Here is a 19,444-nt window from a genome sequence, read left to right as displayed (position 1 = left end):
GCAATACAGAACTAAATCCTTTGGATAAATTAATTGTCTAACTTTTTGGGGTCAGTACAAGATCACCTCACTTTTTATTCTTAAAATCCATTATTATCACTTAGTTCCTTGAACCAGTGGCCTGATTTCTTCAGGCGGCGTTCTTGTGTTTCCAAGTCTAATTCAACCAGACCGTAGCGATTTTTATAGCTGTTGAGCCATGACCAGCAGTCGATAAAGGTCCAGATTAAGTAACCTTTACAGTTAGCACCATCTTCGATGGCACGATGGAGTTCACGCAGATGACCTTTGACAAAGTCGATACGATAGTCGTCTTGAATCATGCCATTCTCACGGAATTTATCTTCACCTTCAACACCCATACCGTTTTCGGTCAACATCCATTCGATATTGTCATAATTTTCTTTGATATTTTGGGCAATATCATAAATCCCTTGCTCGTAGATTTCCCAACCGCGGTGGGGATTGATCTTACGACCTGGCATGACGTAAGGCTCATAGAAATGTTCAGGCAGAAGCGGGCTGTCAGGATGCTTGGCAAAACGTGGCGCCATAACACGTAAAGGCTGATAGTAGTTGACTCCAAGAAAGTCCACTGTATGTTCACGAATCAGTTCCAACTCTTCTGCTGTAGAATCTGGCAGCAAATCATACTCAGCTAAAATTTCCACTAATTCTTCTGGATAAGTTCCCAAGACAGATGGATCCAGGAAAGACTGCGCTTGAAAGAGATCCGCAATACGAGCTGCTTTCACATCCGCAGGATGTTGGCTACGTGGGTAGGCTGGTGTCAAGTTGAGGACAATCCCAATCTTGGAATCAGGCAAAACCTCATGACAGGCCTTAACTGCAAGACTACTAGCCAGTTGCGTATGATAGGCAACCTTAACTGCTGCTTTGGCATCTACCTTATGAGGATAGTGGGCATCGTAAAAATAGCCAAATTCTACAGGTACGATGGGTTCATTGAATGTAATCCATTGGTCCACCAAGTCGCCGTAAGTTTCAAAACAAAAACGAGCATAGTCTTCATAAGCCTTGATAGTGGCCTTATTTTCCCAACCATCGCCGTCTTCTTGGAGGGCAAATGGCAGGTCGAAGTGATAGAGATTGACTAAGAGACGAATCCCCTTGGCCTTAATAGCCTCAAAAACCTGACGGTAGAAAGTCACCCCTTGAGGATTGACTTCTCCACGACCTTGTGGGAAAATACGAGACCACTGGATAGAAGTTCGAAAGGCTGTATGACCTGTTTCTACCAAAAGCTCAATATCCTTCTCCCAGTTTTCGTAAAAAGTCGATGTTTTGTCAGGTCCAATCCCATTGTTGTAACGATTGGGTTCCACCTGATACCAGTAATCCCAGAGATTGTCCCCCTTGCCGTCACCAGGCACGCGCCCTTCAGTTTGCGGTCCAGAAGTGGAGGACCCCCAAACAAAATCCTTTGGAAATTTTAGCATAGCTTTACCTCTTTGTTTACTCATTTTTCCCATTATATAGAAAAAACAAGGTAAAAACTAGTTACATTTTTGCCTTGTTTTTCTTCTGATTATAGTTTTTATTTCTTGCTTAGGATTTCAAGGGTTTCAAGCAAGTTGTCTGCATGAACTTCGATAGTGTCACCAGTCGCCTTGATCTTAACTTCTACAATACCGTCAGCTGCTTTCTTCCCAACAGTAATACGGATTGGCAGACCAATCAAGTCGCTATCGCTGAATTTAACGCCGACACGTTCGTTACGGTCGTCTGTCAAAACTTCGTAACCAGCCTCCATCAAGTTGGCTTCCAGTTTTTCTGTCAAGGCTTGCGCTTCCTCGTCTTTTACATTGACAGTAATCAAGTGCACATCAAACGGTGCTAATTCTTTAGGGAAGTTAACTCCCCAAGCGTAACGGTATTCACCTTTTGGCGTTTTGTTGACAAAGAGGCGAGCGTGTTGTTCCATAACTGCTGAGAGAAGACGACTAACACCGATACCGTAACATCCCATGATGATTGGCACAGCACGGCCATTTTCGTCCAAAACATCTGCGCCCATACTTGCTGAATAACGAGTTCCGAGTTTGAAAATATGACCGATCTCGATACCACGCGCAAAGTTTAGGACACCTTGTCCGTCTGGTGAAATTTCACCCTCACGAACTTCGCGGATATCCACGTATTCTGCAGTGAAATCACGACCTGGATTCACACCCGTCAAGTGGTAGCCATCTTCGTTAGCACCCACAACAGCATTGCGAACATCTTGCACCTTACGGTCTGCAATGATTTTCACATTCTCTGGCAAACCAACTGGGCCAAGCGAACCAAATCCTGCTGGGATAACACTTGCTACTTCTTCTTCGCTAGCAATGTCAAAGAAATCTGCACCCAAGTGATTTTTCAACTTGACTTCATTGAGTTGATCATTTCCAACTAGAAGGGCTGCGACAAGCTCTCCATCTGCCATGTAGAAGAGGGTTTTGATGGTTTGTTCTTCTGGAACGTTTAGGAAGGTAGCAACTTCATCAATGGATTTAACACCTGGAGTTGCAACACGAGTCACTTCTTCTTCCGCAACGACACGGTTGCTTGGTTTATACTCGTTTGTTGCCATTTCTAAGTTAGCTGCATAGCTAGACTCACTTGAGTAGGCAATGGTGTCTTCACCAGAAACCATCCATTTAAGCAATTCTGCCTTGATTTCTTCTTGCACTTCTGCAGGAATTTCATCAAATGAGGCAACTGACTTGTCCAAAACAACCCAGCGGTCAAGGTCTGTACGAGCAGGAGTGATGGCCATAAATTCTTGGCTATCCTTACCACCCATAGCTCCACCGTCACCGATAATAGCCTTGAAATCCAAACCACTACGAGTGAAAATTCGTTCGTAGGCCGCCTTGTACTCGTCATAAGTCACATCCAAACTATCGTAATTAGCATGGAAACTATAGCCGTCTTTCATGATAAATTCACGCGTACGGAGAAGTCCGTTACGTGGACGTTTTTCATCACGGTACTTAGGCTGAATTTGGTAAAGGTTAAGTGGCAATTGCTTGTAAGATTTCACAGAGTCACGAACAATAGCTGTGAAAGTCTCTTCGTGTGTCGGACCTAGGATAAAGTCTGAGTTTTCACGGTTTTTCAGTTTATAAAGGTCTTCACCATAGGTTTCATAACGACCTGATTCACGCCAAAGATCGGCACTAAGAAGGGCAGGCGCTAGCATTTCCACCGCACCAATCTTATCAAATTCTTGACGCATGATGTTCTTAGCCTTTTCAATCACACGGTTAGCGAGTGGTAGGTAAGAATAAACACCAGCAGAAACTTGACGAACATAACCAGCACGCAACATAAGAGCGTGGCTGATAACTTGAGCATCGCTTGGCATTTCGCGAAGCGTAGGGATTAGCATTTTACTTTGTTTCATAATATTCCTCGATTATCTAAAAGAAGAGTCGCATAATGTCATTCCAGGTTACAGCTAGCATCAAGACAACCATGATAACTACACCAGCCATGGTGACATAGGTTTCAATTTCTTGTTTAAGGGGTTTCCGGCGGATAGCCTCTAGTATATTGAGCACAATCTTTCCACCATCCAAAGCCGGGATCGGAATCAAGTTAAAAATCCCGATATTGATGGAAATCATGGCTAGGAAGTAGAGGACATTCTCAATTCCATTTTTAGCAGCATCGCTACTTGCCTTAAAAATGGCAACGGGACCGCCGAGTTTGTTCAAATCTGGATGGAAAATCAAGTTTTTCAGAGCTGAAAGGATACGGAGCCCTGAGTCAGCAGCTGTCGTAAATCCACCAACAAACATGGATAGAAAGTCTGACTTGACCCCCGGTTGAACACCTAAAATATAACGTCCTTGATTTTCTTCTGGAGTCACAGTGACTTGTTTTTCGCTACCATTTTCAGAAATAGTCACATCCAAGGTCGGGGCAGTCTTATCCTTGGTATCTGCTTCCACAGCCTGAATCAAGTCCTGCCAATTCTTAACTTCGTGGGAGCCGACCTTGGTGATTTGAGCTGTCTCAGCTACGCCCACCTTAGCCAAAGCTCCTTCTGGCATGACATGAAAGAGATTGGTCTGAGTGTCTCTAACACCGCCCTGCAAAAAGATCAGGATCCAAAAAACAACAACACCTAAGATAAAGTTATTCATAGGACCTGCAAAGTTGGTGATAAGCTTACCCCAGATAGAAGCATTTTGGTACTGTACATCCAGAGGGGCAATGCGTACTTCGGTTCCATCTGCCTCAACGACTGTTGCATCGTGATCCACTGCAAAGGTCTTTTCTTCTTCCAAGACCAAGCCTTTAATGAAGAGCTTATCTTCAAAGTCAAACTGGGTTACCTGCATAGGGAGAGCTGTTTGATCCAGTTTCTTCCCAGATAGATTGATCCGTTTGACCTTACCATCTTCGGTAAGTGTTAAACTGACCGGGGTTCCTGTCTTGATCTCTGTCGCATCATCACCCCAACCAGCCATACGAACATACCCTCCTAAAGGAAGGATCCGAATGGTATAAGCAGTGCCGTCCTTACCGATATGGGCAAAAATCTTGGGGCCCATACCAATAGCAAACTCACGGACTAAAATGCCTGATTTCTTAGCAAAATAAAAATGTCCAAACTCATGCACCACCACGATAATCCCAAAAACGAGGATAAAGGTTAGCAATCCAATCATTCAATATTCCTTTCTTTAGAAGAGGCCAAACAAGTGCATGATAGGAAAGACAACTAGCATACTGTCAAAACGATCCAACACACCACCATGCCCCGGGATAAATTTCCCTGAATCCTTGACACCGAAATGGCGTTTCATAGCACTCTCAATCAAGTCACCAAACTGACCTGCCACACTGAAGAAGACGGCAAAGAGGCTCATTCTATAAATTCCATAAGGCAAAGCAACTGTGCTGTCTACAAGCATGAAGATTGCTGTTACCAGTACCGCACCTAGAATACCACCGATAAAGCCCTCAATGCTCTTATTGGGAGAAACTCTCGGAGCCAACTTATGCTTGCCAAAATTCATCCCTATCAGGTAAGCTGCGCTATCTGTCGCCCAGACGATAAAGAGGGCCAGAAGCACCTTGTCAAAACCTGCCACCCGAGCATCCAGTAATGCATTAAAACCAAAACCAACATAAAAACTCACAGCAATTGGAAAAGCAGCATCTTCAATCGTATAACTTTTACTGAAAACGGTGGTCCCTAACATTATGGTAATCAAAACACTGTAGGCAACCACATTCCCATCAACTGGCAAAAAAGTTAGATAATTTTCTAAAGGGATTGTGAGAGCAAAGGTCGCAAAGAGGGTCAAGGCACCCTCGATGGTCATGGTCTTTAGCCCCTTCATGTGTAAGAGTTCATGAACAGCTAGCATGGCTAACAAACCAATGCCTATCTGTAACAAGAGTCCTCCCACAAACAAGACTGGAAGGAAAATGGCCAGGGCCAATACTGCAAACAATGTTCTCTTTTGTAAATCCTTGGTCATATCTTCTCCTAAACTCCTCCAAATCGGCGATTGCGATGGTTAAAGGCAGCAATAGCTTCCTGCAGGGCAGCTTCATCAAAATCAGGCCACAAGGTATCCGTAAAGTAAAGCTCGCTATAGGCCGCTTGCCATGGCAAAAAATTACTCAAACGCAACTCACCACTCGTGCGGATAATCAAATCTGGATCTCGCAAATCCTTTGGCAGGTGTTGCGTGAAAAGGTAATCTCCAATCATATCTTCTGTGATATCGCCAGGATTGATTTTGGCATCTAGAACTTCCTGAGCCAAGCTCTTAAGAGCCTGCGTGATTTCAGCACGACCACCATAATTAAGGGCAAAATTGAGAATCAAGCCTGTATTGTTCTTGGTCAACTCCTCTGCTTTTTTCAAAGCTTCAAAAGTCGGCTTAGGCAGACGGTCTGTTTCCCCAATCATCTGAATCTTAACATTATTTGCATGTAATTCGGGGACGTAGTTATCATAAAACTCGACTGGCAAGTTCATGATAAACTTGACTTCTTGATCTGGGCGCGTCCAATTTTCCGTTGAAAAGGCATAAACCGTGATGACCTTAACTCCCATCTTGTTAGCTGCCTTGGTCACCTTTTGGAGGGCTTCCATCCCCGCCTTATGACCAAAAACTCGTGGTTGCATCCGTTTTTTAGCCCAGCGACCATTCCCATCCATGATGATCCCAATGTGAGCAGGAACCTGTGTTGGAACCTCAACTTCTACAGCTTTATCTTTCTTAAAAAATCCAAACATGATCATATTCCTATTCAAAAATCTATCGTTTCATTATACCATATTTCCCTATTTTCTTCTATTGCTAAGTTACTGCCCCTGCTTGCAGGCAGACAAAAAATAAGCCGCCTGATTGGGCGACTTTATTTTATAGGGAGATTATTATGAAAAAGTTTTAGGAGTTTAAGTTAAGTTCCTCTTAACTTATGAACCTAGTATACCGTCCCTAACTTAAACTTTCCTTAAGTTTTTTAAAAAAGTGAGATTTTCCCATTTTTCTTGCCAATTTTTCTTGGACAAGCGTTCTTGATAGAGCTTCATCCGGTCCTCATTCTCTAAAAAATGAGGAGTTGGGAAAACTTGAAACTTTAAAATATCCTCTAAACCATAGGGCGCAAAGAGCTCTAAAGTTGCATCTGCATGCAAGCGAAGGCCTACTGCCGTACAACGCTCAGGATATTTACTCATAGCATCACAAGAACTGGTATAGGGAGCTGTGTGGGGACTGTGCAGATGCATATAGACCTGATTTTTCAACTCCCACTGATACTGAGGGAAATCTTCTCTCAGCTTTTTCTCTAGGGATACTGTTTCCTCATAAGAAATATCTAGATCAAAGAAAATCACATCCACATCCGTTTCATGATCAAAAGGGGATTTGTCTGACAAGAGATTCCAGATAAAATTTCTGACAGACCCTGCCGCCAACCAAGAGTCTTGCAAACCAAGGTCACGGATGATGGTCAGAATAGCCATCATATCAGGATTTTTTCTAACACTATCTAGGATTTCTTGCTCATTTTTCATTGTACTCATAGCCCAAATGCTCATAGGCCTTAGCCGTTGCAACCCGTCCTGAGCGAGTTCGCATGATAAAGCCTTTCTGGATGAGGTAGGGTTCATACATATCCTCAACCGTCTCACGCTCTTCAGCGATATTCACAGAAAGAGTTCCTAGACCGACAGGACCGCCACCGTACATCTCAATCATGGTACGAAGAATTTTTTGATCCACATAGTCTAACCCTTCATGGTCTACATCCAGCATGGTCAAGGCCTTATCCGTAATCACATCATCGATTAAGCCATCCCCCATTATCTGGGCAAAGTCGCGCACGCGCTTGAGGAGACGATTGGCGATACGAGGAGTTCCTCGACTACGTAAGGCCAACTCCGAAGCTGCCTCGTGGGTGATTTCCATTTCAAAAATATCTGCCGTCCGCTCAACTATCTCTGTCAAGTCAGTGTGGGCATAGTATTCCATATGACCTGTAATCCCGAAACGTGCTCGCAGAGGATTAGAAAGCATACCCGCACGGGTCGTCGCACCAATCAAGGTAAAAGGTGGCAAGTCCAGATGAACACTGCGACTGCCCTCCCCAGCCCCAATCATGATGTCAATGTAGAAGTCCTCCATGGCACTATAAAGTACTTCTTCTACCGACATGGGCAAGCGATGAATCTCGTCGATAAAGAGGACGTCTCCCGGCTCCAAATCATTCAAAATCGCTACCAGATCCCCCGCTTTTTCAATGACAGGACCAGACGTTTGCTTAAGGTTGACTCCCAGTTCATTGGCAATGACAAAAGCCATGGTTGTTTTCCCAAGTCCTGGAGGGCCAAACAAAAGAACATGATCCAGCGTCTCATCCCGCATTTTTGCGGCTTCGATAAATATTTGTAGCTGATCCTTGACCTTGTCCTGACCGATATATTCACGTAAATATTGGGGACGGAGGGTACGTTCTACCAACTCCTCATCACCCATGATTTCATTATCTAAAATTCTACTCATGCTCCTATTATAGCAAAAATCCAGCCTACAAACAAAAAAGCCACCTGATTGGGTGACTTCTTTAGGGAGATTATTATGAAAAAGAAAAGTTTAGGATTTCATTAAATAAAGTTAGGAGGTCTTTATTTAATGATTATATAATACAAGATGAATCTTAAAGCTAACTTAACTTTTTCTTTGATTTATCATTTTTTAAAAAATTTTTTTCAAATGGAATTTTCTTTTTTAAGCAACAAAAAAAGCCACCTGATTGGGTGACTTATTTAGGAGATTATGATGAAAAAGAAAAGTTTGGGATTTCATTAAATAAAGTTAGGAGGTCTTTATTTAATGATTATATAATACAGGAAAAGGCTTAAACTTTACTTAAGAAAAAATAATTTTTTTATCTTTTTCGATCCACCCAAATCATTCCTGTACAATCATAAGTAGATAAGGTTTCAAATCCCAGAGAACGATAGAATCCCAAGGTTTTTTCTGTCTGTTCGGTTACTAGTTGGACTTGATAGGCATCTTTGAAGTTACCTAAAGCCTCTTTCATCAAGTCGCTACCAATCCCTTGGCGCTGATAGCTAGGCAAAACGATCAAATCCTGGACAAAAATCGATGAGAAACCATCTCCGACCAAACGGACCAAGCCCACCACGGCATCGCCATCATGTGCCAGATAAATCGCTAATGAATGAGACAAGGCCTTCTCCAACATCTGAGGTTGATGTGTATAATTTGTCCATCCAACTGCATGATAGAGATGCGAAACATCCTCTAGCTTGACGATTTCTTGCCTTCTAATAGTCATCATCTCAATACCTCTCAGAATTCTCTCAAGCTCTTGTGCTGCCGTCCATCTTTATAAAAGTTTTCAGGAGACAGCCATGCTTCCAAACGGGATTTGACTTGAGGCCAGTCCTTATCAATCATAGACAACCAATCCGTATCTCGAGTGCGCCCCTTATAAACGACTGCCTGACGGAAGGTTCCTTCATAGACAAAGCCCAAACGTTCCGCAGCTCGTCTTGATGGTAGATTTAAGGCATCACATTTCCACTCATAGCGACGATAGTTAAGCTCCTCAAAAACATAGCGCGCCAAGAGATACTGGGCTTCTGTCCCTATTCGTGTCCCCTTGAGCTCTGGAGAAAAGATAACAGTCCCAACTTCAACTATGCGATTGTTTTGGTCAATGCGCATGAGCGAAAAAGTTCCCAAGGCCTTGCCAGTTGCCTTGTCTATAATCGCATAGTAAAAACGATCCTTACGAGCCAACATCTGATTTAAGACAGTAACCAGTTCCTCCATATCTGCCATCGGCTCCTGAAAGAGGTAGGTCCACATCTCCCGAGGCGTATCTGGGCCATAGACAGCTAATAAATCCTCCGCATGCTTTTCCACCGAAAGAGCCTCGATTCGAGCATAACGCCCTTCTAAAAAATTGATAGCAGGTAATTTACCAGACGTGTGACCGACTACAGACTCGCCAATCATCTGACCATATTCATTTACTGGCATCGCTTTCTCCTTGTTATACTTTTCAAACTTTATAATTGCACATAGTATATCATACTTTCATGAAAACATTCAAAAAATCCTCCAGAACTTAGCTCTGAAGGACTTTTAAATTTATTTCGTTACGATATTTACAAGCTTATTTGGTACACTAATCACTTTCACGATTTCTTTGCCATCAATTTCTGCTTTGACTTTTTCGTCAGAGAGAGCAACTTCTTGCAATTCCTCGCGTGACAGGTCTTTAGCGACCATGAGTTTGGCGCGGACTTTTCCTTTGATTTGGACGACGATTTCAATTTCATCTTCAACCAATTTGCTTTCGTCCCATGTTGGCCAAGCTACATAAGAGATAGATTCGCCAGTTGCCGCGACTGTTTGCCAGAGCTCTTCTGCCAAGTGAGGCGCAAATGGTGCGATCAATTGGATAAAGCCTTTGGCATAGTCCACATAGAGTTTGTCTTCCTTGTTAGCAGCGTTGACAAAGACCATGAGTTGAGCAATAGCTGTATTGAATTTCATGGACTCGATTTGCTCAGTGACAGCTTTGACTGTTTCATTGTAGACCTTATCAAGAGCACCATTATTTTCCGCAACGATTTCTTTACTTGTAATCAAACGGTATACACGGTCAAGGAATTTACGGCTTCCTTCCAGACCTTCTTCTGACCAAGCAATAGAAGCATCAAGTGGTCCCATAAACATTTCATAGACACGAAGGGTATCAGCACCATATTGTTCCACCACATCGTCTGGGTTAACCACATTCTTGAGGGATTTAGACATCTTAGCTGGCGCTTGCTCCAATTCTTCTCCTGTTTCCACATGGAAGAAGGAACCATCACGTTTTTCAACCTTATCAGTTGCCACAAGAGCCCCACGGTGGTCACGGTAGCTAGTTCCCAAAATCATTCCTTGGTTAAAGAGTTTTTGGAATGGTTCTTTAGTTGGAACGACACCTAAGTCATAGAGGAATTTATGCCAGAAACGAGCGTAAAGCAAGTGAAGAACGGCATGCTCTGCACCACCCACGTAGATATCTACTGGCAACCATTGTTTGAGAAGGTCCTCATCAGCCAATTTCTCAGTATTATGTGGATCAATGTAACGGAGGTAGTACCAGCTTGAACCAGCCCATTGTGGCATGGTATTGGTCTCACGACGACCCTTGACGCCATCTTCACGAGTCACTTCCAGCCAATCTGTCAAGTTAGCCAATGGGCTTTCCCCTGTACCTGAAGGGCGGATGTCCTTGGTTACTGGCAAGACAAGTGGCAATTCACTTTCTGGAACAGCTGTTGAAGTCCCATCTTCCCAATGAATGATTGGGATTGGCTCACCCCAGTAACGTTGACGGCTAAAGAGCCAGTCGCGGAGACGGTAGGTGATTTTCTCTTGACCACAGCCTTTTTCTTCCAGCCAAGCGACAATCTTAGCAATAGCATCTTCTTTGTTGAGTCCATCTAGGAAATCTGAGTTAACGTGAAGACCATCTTCAGTATAAGCAGCTTCTGCTACATTTCCACCTTCCAGTACTTCTACGATTGGAAGACCAAACTGTTTGGCAAATTCCCAGTCACGTTGGTCATGGGCTGGCACAGCCATGACAGCACCTGTTCCATAGCTAGCAAGAACATAGTCAGCGATCCAGATTGGGATTTCTTTACCATTGACAGGGTTGATGGCATAAGCACCCGTCCAAACCCCTGTTTTTTCCTTGGCAAGGTCGGTACGAGCCAAGTCAGACTTGAGGCTGGCTTGATGTTTATAGTCTGCTACGGCTTCAGCTTGTTCTGGACTGACGATAGCATCTACCAAATCATGCTCAGGTGCCAAAACAGTGAAAGTCGCACCGAAAAGGGTATCTGGACGAGTGGTAAATACAGTGAATTCCTTATCTGTTCCTTTTACTTTAAAGGTGACATTGGCACCAGTTGATTTCCCAATCCAGTTGCGTTGCATGTCCTTGATAGACTCTGGCCAATCCAACTCATCCAAGTCATTGAGCAAGCGCTCTGCATAGGCCGTGATTTTAAGCATCCATTGGCGCATTGGTTTGCGGACAACTGGATAGCCTCCACGCTCAGAAGTTCCGTCAGGAAGGACTTCTTCGTTGGCAATGGCCGTCCCCAATTCTTCCACCCAGTTTACTGGCACTTCCGCTTCATAGGCCAAGCCTTTTTCGTAAAGCTTGGTGAAGATCCACTGCGTCCACTTGTAGTAGTTTGGATCTGTTGTATTGACTTCACGATCCCAGTCGTAAGAGAATCCAAGCGCATTGATTTGGCGTTTGAAGTTGGCAATGTTTTCCGCTGTAAACTCTGCCGGGTCATTCCCCGTATCCATAGCGTATTGCTCTGCAGGCAAACCAAAGGCATCCCAACCCATTGGGTGAAGGACATTGTAGCCTTGCGCACGTTTGTAACGGCTGAGAATATCCGTTGCTGTATAACCTTCTGGGTGTCCTACGTGCAATCCGGCTCCTGAAGGATATGGGAACATGTCGAGAGCATAAAACTTCGGTTTTGAGGCATCTGTTCCTGTCTTAAATGTATGATGTTTCGCCCAGTAGCCTTGCCACTTAGGCTCGATTTCCTTATGATTGTAAAAACTCATGCTATTCTCCAATTTTATGATGTTACTATTATACCATTTTTAGGGGAATTTGAAAGTCGAGAAAGAATCTTTTCCCCTCCATTGTCAAGAAAGATTGGACATCACCCCCACTTCATTTTTCTATCAAAAAGAGAATAACACCGGATTAGATATAGAACAAATGTGAATTACCATCGATTGTTCCCATAATTTCCTTAACACATAATTCCCATTTTAGATTTCTTTAAGGTTTTTATTATATGATGTAGAACTCTGTAATTAAAAACATTAGATGAACAAACAGAGAATAATGTTCGTAAAAAGGAGAAAAAATATGAAAAAAATACTATCACTTCTCTCTTTCAGCTGGATATTTCTACTTTTGTCAGGATGTTCTTCAACAACCGAAGCTGAAACTAGCATTGAAAATGATACAGATAAGACTTTAGTTATCTATTCGCCTAACCCTGAAGATCTTATTGAAGAAACAATCCCAGCCTTCGAAGAAAAATATGGCATCAAGGTTGATTTAGTCCAAGCTAGCACTGGTGAATTATTCAAGAAAGCAGAGGCTGAGAAAGAAGCTCCTGTAGCCGATGTCATTTTCGGAGGTTCCTACGCACTCTTCTCTTCTAACGAAAAACTCTTTGAGCCCTATACCTCCCCAGAAAACGATCAAATTATCCCAGAATATCAGAATAAAACAGGATTCTACACTCCATACACTCTTGATGTCAGTGTTCTGATTGTCAATTCAGCTTTAACTAAAGATATTAAAATTGAAGGCTATGATGATTTACTTAATCCTAAATTAAAAGGAAAGATTGCTACTGCTGATCCAAGTAATTCTTCTAGTGCCTTTGCTCAATTAACAAACATGCTTGTGGATCAAGGCGGCTATGAAAATGAGCAAGCTTGGACATATGTGAAAAATCTATTTAGTTTAGTAGACGGGAAAATTGCTTCTAGTTCTTCAAATGTCTACAAATCTGTCGCTGACGGAGAAATGGCTGTCGGACTCACCTATGAAGATCCTGCATTGAAACTCTTAAACGATGGCGTTGATGTAAAAGTCATTTATCCAAAAGAAGGAACCGTCTTTTTGCCTGGTAACGCAGCTATTATCAAAAATGCCAAACACATGGAAAACGCTAAAAAATTTATCGATTTCCTTCTTTCTCAAGACATTCAGGATAAACTAGGAACTGAAACAACCATCAGACCCATTCGAAAAAACGCTAAAACCAATAAAAATATGAAATCAATGACAGAAATCAATATCGCCACTGAAGATTCAGATTATGTCATCCAAAATAAATCAGCTATTCTTAAAAAGTACAATGATATTTTCACTAACATTCAATCGAAACAGTAAAAGAGGTTCACTATGAGTGAGATCAAAATTATTAACGCAAAAAAAATCTACCATGACATTCCTGTCATTGAGAATTTAAATGTTACGATTCCAAAAGGAAGTCTTTTCACCATTCTTGGACCTTCAGGTTGTGGAAAAACGACCCTTCTTCGAATGATTGCAGGCTTCAACAGTATCGAAGGCGGAGAATTTTACTTCGATGATACTAAAATCAATAATATAGAACCCAGCAAACGAAATATCGGAATGGTTTTCCAAAACTACGCTATTTTTCCACATTTGACTGTCCGTGATAATGTTGCTTTTGGTCTTAGACAAAAAAAGGTTCCAAAAGAGGAATTAGTTCAACAAACCAATAAATATCTGGAACTAATGCAAATTGATCAATACGCAGATCGAAAGCCCGATAAACTCAGTGGTGGACAACAACAACGGGTTGCCTTGGCACGTGCCTTAGCTGTTAATCCTAGCGTTCTCCTCATGGACGAGCCTCTAAGTAACCTAGATGCCAAACTTCGCTTAGATATGCGTCAAGCTATTCGAGAAATCCAACACGAAGTTGGTATTACAACTGTCTACGTAACTCATGACCAAGAAGAAGCCATGGCTATTTCTGACCAAATTGCCGTTATGAAAGATGGGGTTATTCAACAAATTGGTCGTCCAAAAGAGCTTTACCACAAACCAGCAAATGAATTTGTTGCAACATTTATTGGTAGAACAAATATAATCCCAGCCAAACTAAAAAAACGGACCGACGGTGCTTATATCGTCTTTTCAGATGGTTATGCCCTCCCTATGCCAGCTCTTGATCAAGCTAAGGAACAAGCTATTCTAGTAAGTATCCGTCCCGAAGAGTTTATCAAAGATGAATCTGGTGATATTGAGGGAATCATTTCAGATAGTGTTTATCTTGGACTCACCACTGAATATTTCGTAGAGACTGTATTTTCTTCAAAAATACAGGTGAGTGAAGAATCAACTTTTGAAGAAGATCTTCAAAAAGGGGATCGAATTCGTCTACGAATCAATACTCAAAAGTTAAATGTCTTTTCTGCAGATGGTTCCCAAAATCTTATTACAGGAGTTGGCTATGAAAGGTAAAAAACTAAATATTTGGACAACCTCCTCGTTCTTCATCTTTCTTACCTATCTTATTTTTCTTGTTTATCCTATCGTTATTGTACTTAAGCAAGCACTCATACATGAAGGTAAATTCTCACTAGCTAATTTTGAGGATTTCTTTAGTAAATCCTATTACTCTGAGACACTAGTAAACAGTTTTAACGTCTCCATTACTTCTACTGTAACTTCCCTAGTTTTAGGGACCTTATTGGCTTACCTCTTTTCTATATATGACTTCAAAGGAAAGAAATTTTTACAGATACTGATTATCATTGCTTCCATGTCAGCTCCTTTCGTAGGGGCATACTCCTGGATTCTCTTGTTGGGACGAAATGGTGTCATCACTAAATTCTTGACAAATGTCCTTCATCTTCCAGCTATTGATATTTATGGCTTCAAAGGAATTGTACTTGTATTTACACTTCAGCTATTCCCATTAGTTTTTCTATACGTGGCTGGAGCAATGAAAAGAATTGACCATTCCCTTCTTGAAGCCGCTGAAAGTATGGGGGTAATCGGATTCAAACGTATGATAACGGTTGTTTTGCCCCTTTTAGTTCCAACTTTACTTGCTGCTGCCCTACTTGTATTTATGAGAGCATTCTCCGACTTCGGAACTCCTATGTTAATTGGTGAAGGATATCGGACTTTCCCTGTTTTAATTTATAATCAATTCATTAGTGAGGTTGGCGGAAATTCTGCATTTGCATCCGCTTTAGCAATTATGGCGATCATCATTGCTTTATCAATCTTCCTCATCCAAAAATATATTTCAAATCGCTATAGTTTCAGCATGAATTCACTCCATCCAATTGAGCCGAAAAAAACTACAAAAGGAAAAATGGCTGCCATTTATGCAACAGTTTACGGAATTATCTTATTTTCTGTTCTACCTCAATTATTTTTGATTTATACCTCTTTCCTAAAAACATCAGGTATGGTATTTGTCAAAGGCTATTCTCTAAATAGTTACAAGATTGCCTTCAATCGTATGGGATCTACTATTTTTAATACGATTCGCATTCCTTTGATTGCTTTGATTCTAGTTGTTTTATTTGCAACAGTTATCTCCTACCTAGCTGTTAGAAAACGAAATTTGTTTACAAACTTAATTGATAGCCTTAGTATGGTACCTTATATTGTGCCAGGAACTGTTCTAGGTATTGCCTTCATTTCTTCATTCAATACTGGTTTTTTTGGAAGCGGATTTCTGATGATTACTGGAACAGCTTTTATATTGATTATCTCCTTATCTGTCCGAAGACTCCCTTATACGATTCGCTCATCTGTTGCTAGCTTGCAACAAATAACACCTAGTATTGAAGAAGCCGCTGAAAGTTTAGGAAGTAGCCGTCTCAATACTTTCAGTAAAATCACTGTTCCAATGATGTTACCCGGTATTATTTCTGGATCTATTCTATCATGGGTAACAATGATTTCAGAACTATCTACTTCTATCCTGCTATATAATGCCAAAACAAAAACTATGACCGTAGCAATCTATACAGAGGTTCTCAGAGGAAATTATGGTGTAGCCGCAGCTTTATCCACGATTTTATCTATCCTAACAGTCGCTTCCTTACTGTTATTCATGAAGATCTCTAAAAGTAATAACATTACACTCTAATTTTTCCCTATCAAAAACAGCCGAAAGGATGGTCCTAGGCTGTTTTTCTAATCTCTTATCACAATACATGACCAGAAGTTTTGACGAACATATTTACTGATTAAATAGAATTTTCTTCCATCTTCTTACGTCCCAGTTCCCGGTAGCTACGGTCACCAACAACCTCAACGCTAAACTGGCCGTTCTCATATTCAAGGATGGTCACACTACCATTATCCAGACCATGTGGATGCATGCCATTAATCAGATACACAATGGTACCAATGGTCATTCCATGGCTGACGACAAGAGCATTGCCCCCACCTTGTTCTTCCATCTCTTTGGCAATCGCTTCAAAGCCTTCCTTGATTCGACCACTGAGTTTTTCCCAACCTTCAGCCCAACCAGCAGTATCAACTTCTACCAAGCCTTCAGCTAGCTCTGCATAGGACAACTGATGAACATGGTCTACATTGAAAATTCTCGGAATCAATCCCATAAAAAGGTCCCCATCATAGGCCCCATCAAAACTACCAAAGCACCACTCTCTGATACGCTTGTCCATGCGGTAAGGGATTTTCCCCTGCAATCCAAGTTCTTCTAGGATAATTCCCATGGTTTGAATAGTCCGCCCTGAATCGCTGGAATAAGCGCGGTCAAATTGTAAACCAGATTCTCTCAAGCCAATTCCTAACTCATGAATTCCCAACTCACCTTCTGCGGTTAGAGGCGTATCACTCCATCCTTGAGCACGTCCAATCGTGTTAAACATGGTTTTCCCATGACGGACCAAGTACAATCTTACTTTAGACATTTTCTATCCTCCATTTTCTTCTATTATATCATGGATCAAAGAAATATTCGGCTTTCAAAAGCAAAGCCAACATTTGTAAATTATCCAAAAGAAAAGCTACCCTCATGGTAGCTTCCCTAGGAGATTATTATGAAAAAGTTTAGGATTTCTATTAAATAAAGTTAGGAGGTCTTTATTTAATGATTATAGTATACACAGTCATCCTTAAACTCATCTTAAATCCTCTCCTTTTTTATTAATTTTTAAAACTATGGATTGGAGCTGGGATTTGCCCACCGCGAGAGATGAAATTGACAGACGAAGCCCCGTTGACCTTCATCACTGGAGCTGTCCCTAGCAAACCTCCAAACTCAATCATATCGCCTTCTTTGCCCTTTGGAATAATACGGACAGCCGTTGTTTTCATATTAATAACACCGATTGCCGCCTCATCCGCAATCATAGCCGCAATGGTTTCAGCAGGCGTATCTTCCGGAATGGCGATCATGTCCAAACCAACTGAACAGATAGCTGTCATAGCCTCTAGTTTCTCTAAATTCAGAGAACCATTTTGCACTGCTGCAATCATTCCCTCATCTTCAGAAACAGGGATAAAAGCACCAGACAAGCCGCCAACCTGATTACAAGCCATGACACCACCTTTTTTAACTTGGTCATTGAGCAAGGCAAGCGCTGCTGTCGTCCCATGCGTTCCTACTGTTTCTAGACCCATCTCCTCCAGTACTCGAGCCACAGAATCGCCAACTGCAGGAGTTGGTGCCAAGCTTAGGTCTACAATCCCAAAGTCAACACCAAGGCGTTCACTTGCCATTTGACCAACTAGCTGACCGATACGAGTAATCTTGAAGGCTGTTTTCTTGACCGTCTCAGCTACTACATCAAAGCTCTGACCACGAACTTTCTCCAAGGCGCGCTTGACCACACCAGGACCCGAAACCCCGACATTGATGATAACATCTGCTTCGCCAACACCATGAAAGGCCCCTGCCATAAAAGGATTGTCCTCAACAGCATTAGCAAATACGACCAACTTGGCCGCACCCATATCTGATAGCGCAGCTGTTTCCTTGATGATACGTCCCATATCAGCGACCGCAGTCATGTTGATACCTGACTTGGTCGAGCCGATATTGACGGACGAACAAACCTTGTCTGTCTCAGCTAGAGCGCGTGGGATAGAATTGATGAGAATTTCATCTCCTTTTTGGTAGCCTTTTTGTACCAAAGCTGAGAATCCACCAATAAAGTCAACACCGATCTCCTTAGCAGCCCTATCAAGCGCCTTTGCCAAAACAACATAGTCCGTCGCATCAGTCGCAGCACCAATCAATGAAATCGGTGTCACCGATACCCGTTTATTAACAATAGGAATCCCAAGTTCAGCAGCAATTTCATCTCCCACAGCCACTAAATTTGCAGCTTTAGTGGTGATTTTTTGGTAAATCTTTTCAGCAGCACGATTGATATCTGGATCAATACAGTCCAAAAGGGAAATCCCCATGGTGATGGTTCTGATATCGAAGTTCTGCTCTTCGATCATGGCAATGGTTTCCGTAACTTGTCTAATATCCATGATAACCTCCTAGATATTGTACATAGCGTCAAAAATCGCTGCACTTTGAATATTGATTTTGACATTCAAGGTCTGACCGAAAGTTTCAAACTCATTTCGAAGAGTGGTGAAATCCTGCTTTTCATCACTAGATACGACTGCCATCATGGTAAAATATTCATCCAGTACTGTTTGAGAAATATCGTCAATATTCAAACCCAACTCTGCAATCTTAGTAGACACACCTGCAACAATCCCAGCCTTGTCTTTGCCAACCACTGTAATAATAGCCTTCATCCTTATACCCCATTTCTACGATTATTAAAAAACCTGAACGTTTTTGATTTTCTTTTTACCTAGTATAGCATATTTCCATAGGAAATACTAAAAAACGCCTGCTTACGAAGTTGTTCTTAAACAAAAAAACAATTTCGTAAACAAGCGTCTACCCTATCAAATGATGATGAGTGTTCCCGCTAGGACCGAAGTCCCAGCGGTAGACCAGAGCTAGACTAAGAGCACAAGACTCCATCATCATAACACTCAACAAAATTGATGATTTTATACTAATTCGATGATCGCCATTGGCGCAGCATCCCCACGACGTGGTTCAGTTTTAAGGATACGAGTGTATCCACCGTTACGTTCAGCATAACGAGGTGCGATTTCTGAGAACAATTTTTGAAGTGCTGTAGTAGAAGTGTACTTGTCAGTTGCTTCATCATAGTTTTCAGATGCGATTTCATTACGTACGAAAGCAGCTGCTTGACGACGTGCATGCAAATCACCACGTTTACCTAGAGTAATCATTTTTTCAACAGTTTTA

At 41.9% G+C, this 19,444-nt stretch carries 17 protein-coding genes; 3 read left to right on the top strand and 14 right to left on the bottom strand.

What is annotated here, in order from left to right; translation table 11 throughout:
• Positions 1 to 80 precede the first annotated feature (80 nt).
• The 10 genes from ADI74_RS09360 to leuS all read right to left on the bottom strand — a co-directional run bounded on the left by ADI74_RS09360 (position 81) and on the right by leuS (position 12,167).
• Positions 81 to 1,460: a glycoside hydrolase family 1 protein gene (locus tag ADI74_RS09360; RefSeq protein ID WP_049538519.1), complete on the bottom strand. Its 1,380-nt coding sequence runs from the start codon at positions 1,458 to 1,460 to the stop codon at positions 81 to 83.
• Between the two features lie 98 nt (positions 1,461 to 1,558).
• Complete coding sequence (locus ADI74_RS09355; RefSeq protein ID WP_049538518.1) at positions 1,559 to 3,412, bottom strand: proline--tRNA ligase; 1,854 nt, start codon at positions 3,410 to 3,412, stop codon at positions 1,559 to 1,561.
• 16 nt (positions 3,413 to 3,428) lie between these two features.
• The gene (gene rseP / locus ADI74_RS09350) at positions 3,429 to 4,685 is read right to left on the bottom strand and encodes an RIP metalloprotease RseP (RefSeq protein ID WP_049538516.1); all 1,257 of its coding nucleotides are present in this window, start codon (positions 4,683 to 4,685) and stop codon (positions 3,429 to 3,431) included.
• Positions 4,686 to 4,700: 15 nt separating this feature from the next.
• The gene (locus ADI74_RS09345) at positions 4,701 to 5,504 is read right to left on the bottom strand and encodes a phosphatidate cytidylyltransferase (protein WP_049538514.1); all 804 of its coding nucleotides are present in this window, start codon (positions 5,502 to 5,504) and stop codon (positions 4,701 to 4,703) included.
• Between the two features lie 8 nt (positions 5,505 to 5,512).
• Positions 5,513 to 6,271 (bottom strand): isoprenyl transferase, encoded by a 759-nt coding sequence (locus ADI74_RS09340; protein ID WP_049538512.1) that lies wholly within the window; start codon positions 6,269 to 6,271, stop codon positions 5,513 to 5,515.
• Between the two features lie 210 nt (positions 6,272 to 6,481).
• Positions 6,482 to 7,066 carry a nucleotidyltransferase family protein gene (locus ADI74_RS09335; protein WP_049538510.1) on the bottom strand — a complete coding sequence of 195 codons (585 nt, stop codon included), beginning with the start codon at positions 7,064 to 7,066 and terminating at the stop codon, positions 6,482 to 6,484.
• Complete coding sequence (ruvB, locus tag ADI74_RS09330; RefSeq protein WP_080980404.1) at positions 7,047 to 8,045, bottom strand: Holliday junction branch migration DNA helicase RuvB; 999 nt, start codon at positions 8,043 to 8,045, stop codon at positions 7,047 to 7,049. Before ruvB ends, ADI74_RS09335 begins: the two co-directional genes overlap by 20 nt.
• Positions 8,046 to 8,430: 385 nt before the next feature.
• Positions 8,431 to 8,847 carry a GNAT family N-acetyltransferase gene (locus ADI74_RS09325; protein ID WP_049538508.1) on the bottom strand — a complete coding sequence of 139 codons (417 nt, stop codon included), beginning with the start codon at positions 8,845 to 8,847 and terminating at the stop codon, positions 8,431 to 8,433.
• Between the two features lie 11 nt (positions 8,848 to 8,858).
• Positions 8,859 to 9,554, bottom strand: coding sequence for a GNAT family N-acetyltransferase (locus ADI74_RS09320; RefSeq protein ID WP_049538506.1), 696 nt, complete (start codon positions 9,552 to 9,554; stop codon positions 8,859 to 8,861).
• A 111-nt stretch (positions 9,555 to 9,665) separates the two neighbouring features.
• Positions 9,666 to 12,167 (bottom strand): leucine--tRNA ligase, encoded by a 2,502-nt coding sequence (gene leuS, locus ADI74_RS09315; protein ID WP_049538504.1) that lies wholly within the window; start codon positions 12,165 to 12,167, stop codon positions 9,666 to 9,668.
• Between the two features lie 313 nt (positions 12,168 to 12,480).
• Here leuS and ADI74_RS09310 point away from each other — a divergent pair, with 313 nt between their 5' ends.
• The 3 genes from ADI74_RS09310 to ADI74_RS09300 are packed head-to-tail and all read left to right on the top strand — an operon-like array spanning position 12,481 to position 16,273.
• A complete protein-coding gene (locus tag ADI74_RS09310; RefSeq protein ID WP_042767683.1) occupies positions 12,481 to 13,521 on the top strand; it encodes an ABC transporter substrate-binding protein in 1,041 nt (346 codons plus the stop codon).
• Between the two features lie 12 nt (positions 13,522 to 13,533).
• Positions 13,534 to 14,625 carry an ABC transporter ATP-binding protein gene (locus ADI74_RS09305; RefSeq protein ID WP_049538502.1) on the top strand — a complete coding sequence of 364 codons (1,092 nt, stop codon included), beginning with the start codon at positions 13,534 to 13,536 and terminating at the stop codon, positions 14,623 to 14,625.
• Positions 14,615 to 16,273, top strand: coding sequence for an ABC transporter permease (locus ADI74_RS09300; RefSeq protein WP_049538500.1), 1,659 nt, complete (start codon positions 14,615 to 14,617; stop codon positions 16,271 to 16,273). The genes ADI74_RS09305 and ADI74_RS09300 overlap by 11 nt, the downstream gene beginning before the upstream one ends.
• Before the next feature lie 100 nt (positions 16,274 to 16,373).
• Here ADI74_RS09300 and ADI74_RS09295 read toward each other — a convergent pair whose 3' ends face one another.
• The 4 genes from ADI74_RS09295 to rplQ all read right to left on the bottom strand — a co-directional run.
• The gene (locus ADI74_RS09295; RefSeq protein ID WP_049538498.1) at positions 16,374 to 17,066 is read right to left on the bottom strand and encodes a histidine phosphatase family protein; all 693 of its coding nucleotides are present in this window, start codon (positions 17,064 to 17,066) and stop codon (positions 16,374 to 16,376) included.
• A 235-nt stretch (positions 17,067 to 17,301) separates the two neighbouring features.
• The gene (locus tag ADI74_RS09290; protein ID WP_049538497.1) at positions 17,302 to 18,639 is read right to left on the bottom strand and encodes a PFL family protein; all 1,338 of its coding nucleotides are present in this window, start codon (positions 18,637 to 18,639) and stop codon (positions 17,302 to 17,304) included.
• Between the two features lie 9 nt (positions 18,640 to 18,648).
• Positions 18,649 to 18,915 carry an ACT domain-containing protein gene (locus ADI74_RS09285; protein WP_045617779.1) on the bottom strand — a complete coding sequence of 89 codons (267 nt, stop codon included), beginning with the start codon at positions 18,913 to 18,915 and terminating at the stop codon, positions 18,649 to 18,651.
• A gap of 264 nt (positions 18,916 to 19,179) precedes the next feature.
• Positions 19,180 to 19,444, bottom strand: a 265-nt coding sequence (gene rplQ / locus ADI74_RS09280) for a 50S ribosomal protein L17 (protein ID WP_049538478.1), incomplete at its 5' end; no start/stop codon positions are given.

Origin of the sequence: Streptococcus pseudopneumoniae (assembly GCF_001074565.1) — a bacterium.
Lineage (GTDB): Bacteria > Bacillota > Bacilli > Lactobacillales > Streptococcaceae > Streptococcus > Streptococcus pseudopneumoniae_J.
This window is presented reverse-complemented; position numbering and strand designations above follow the sequence as displayed.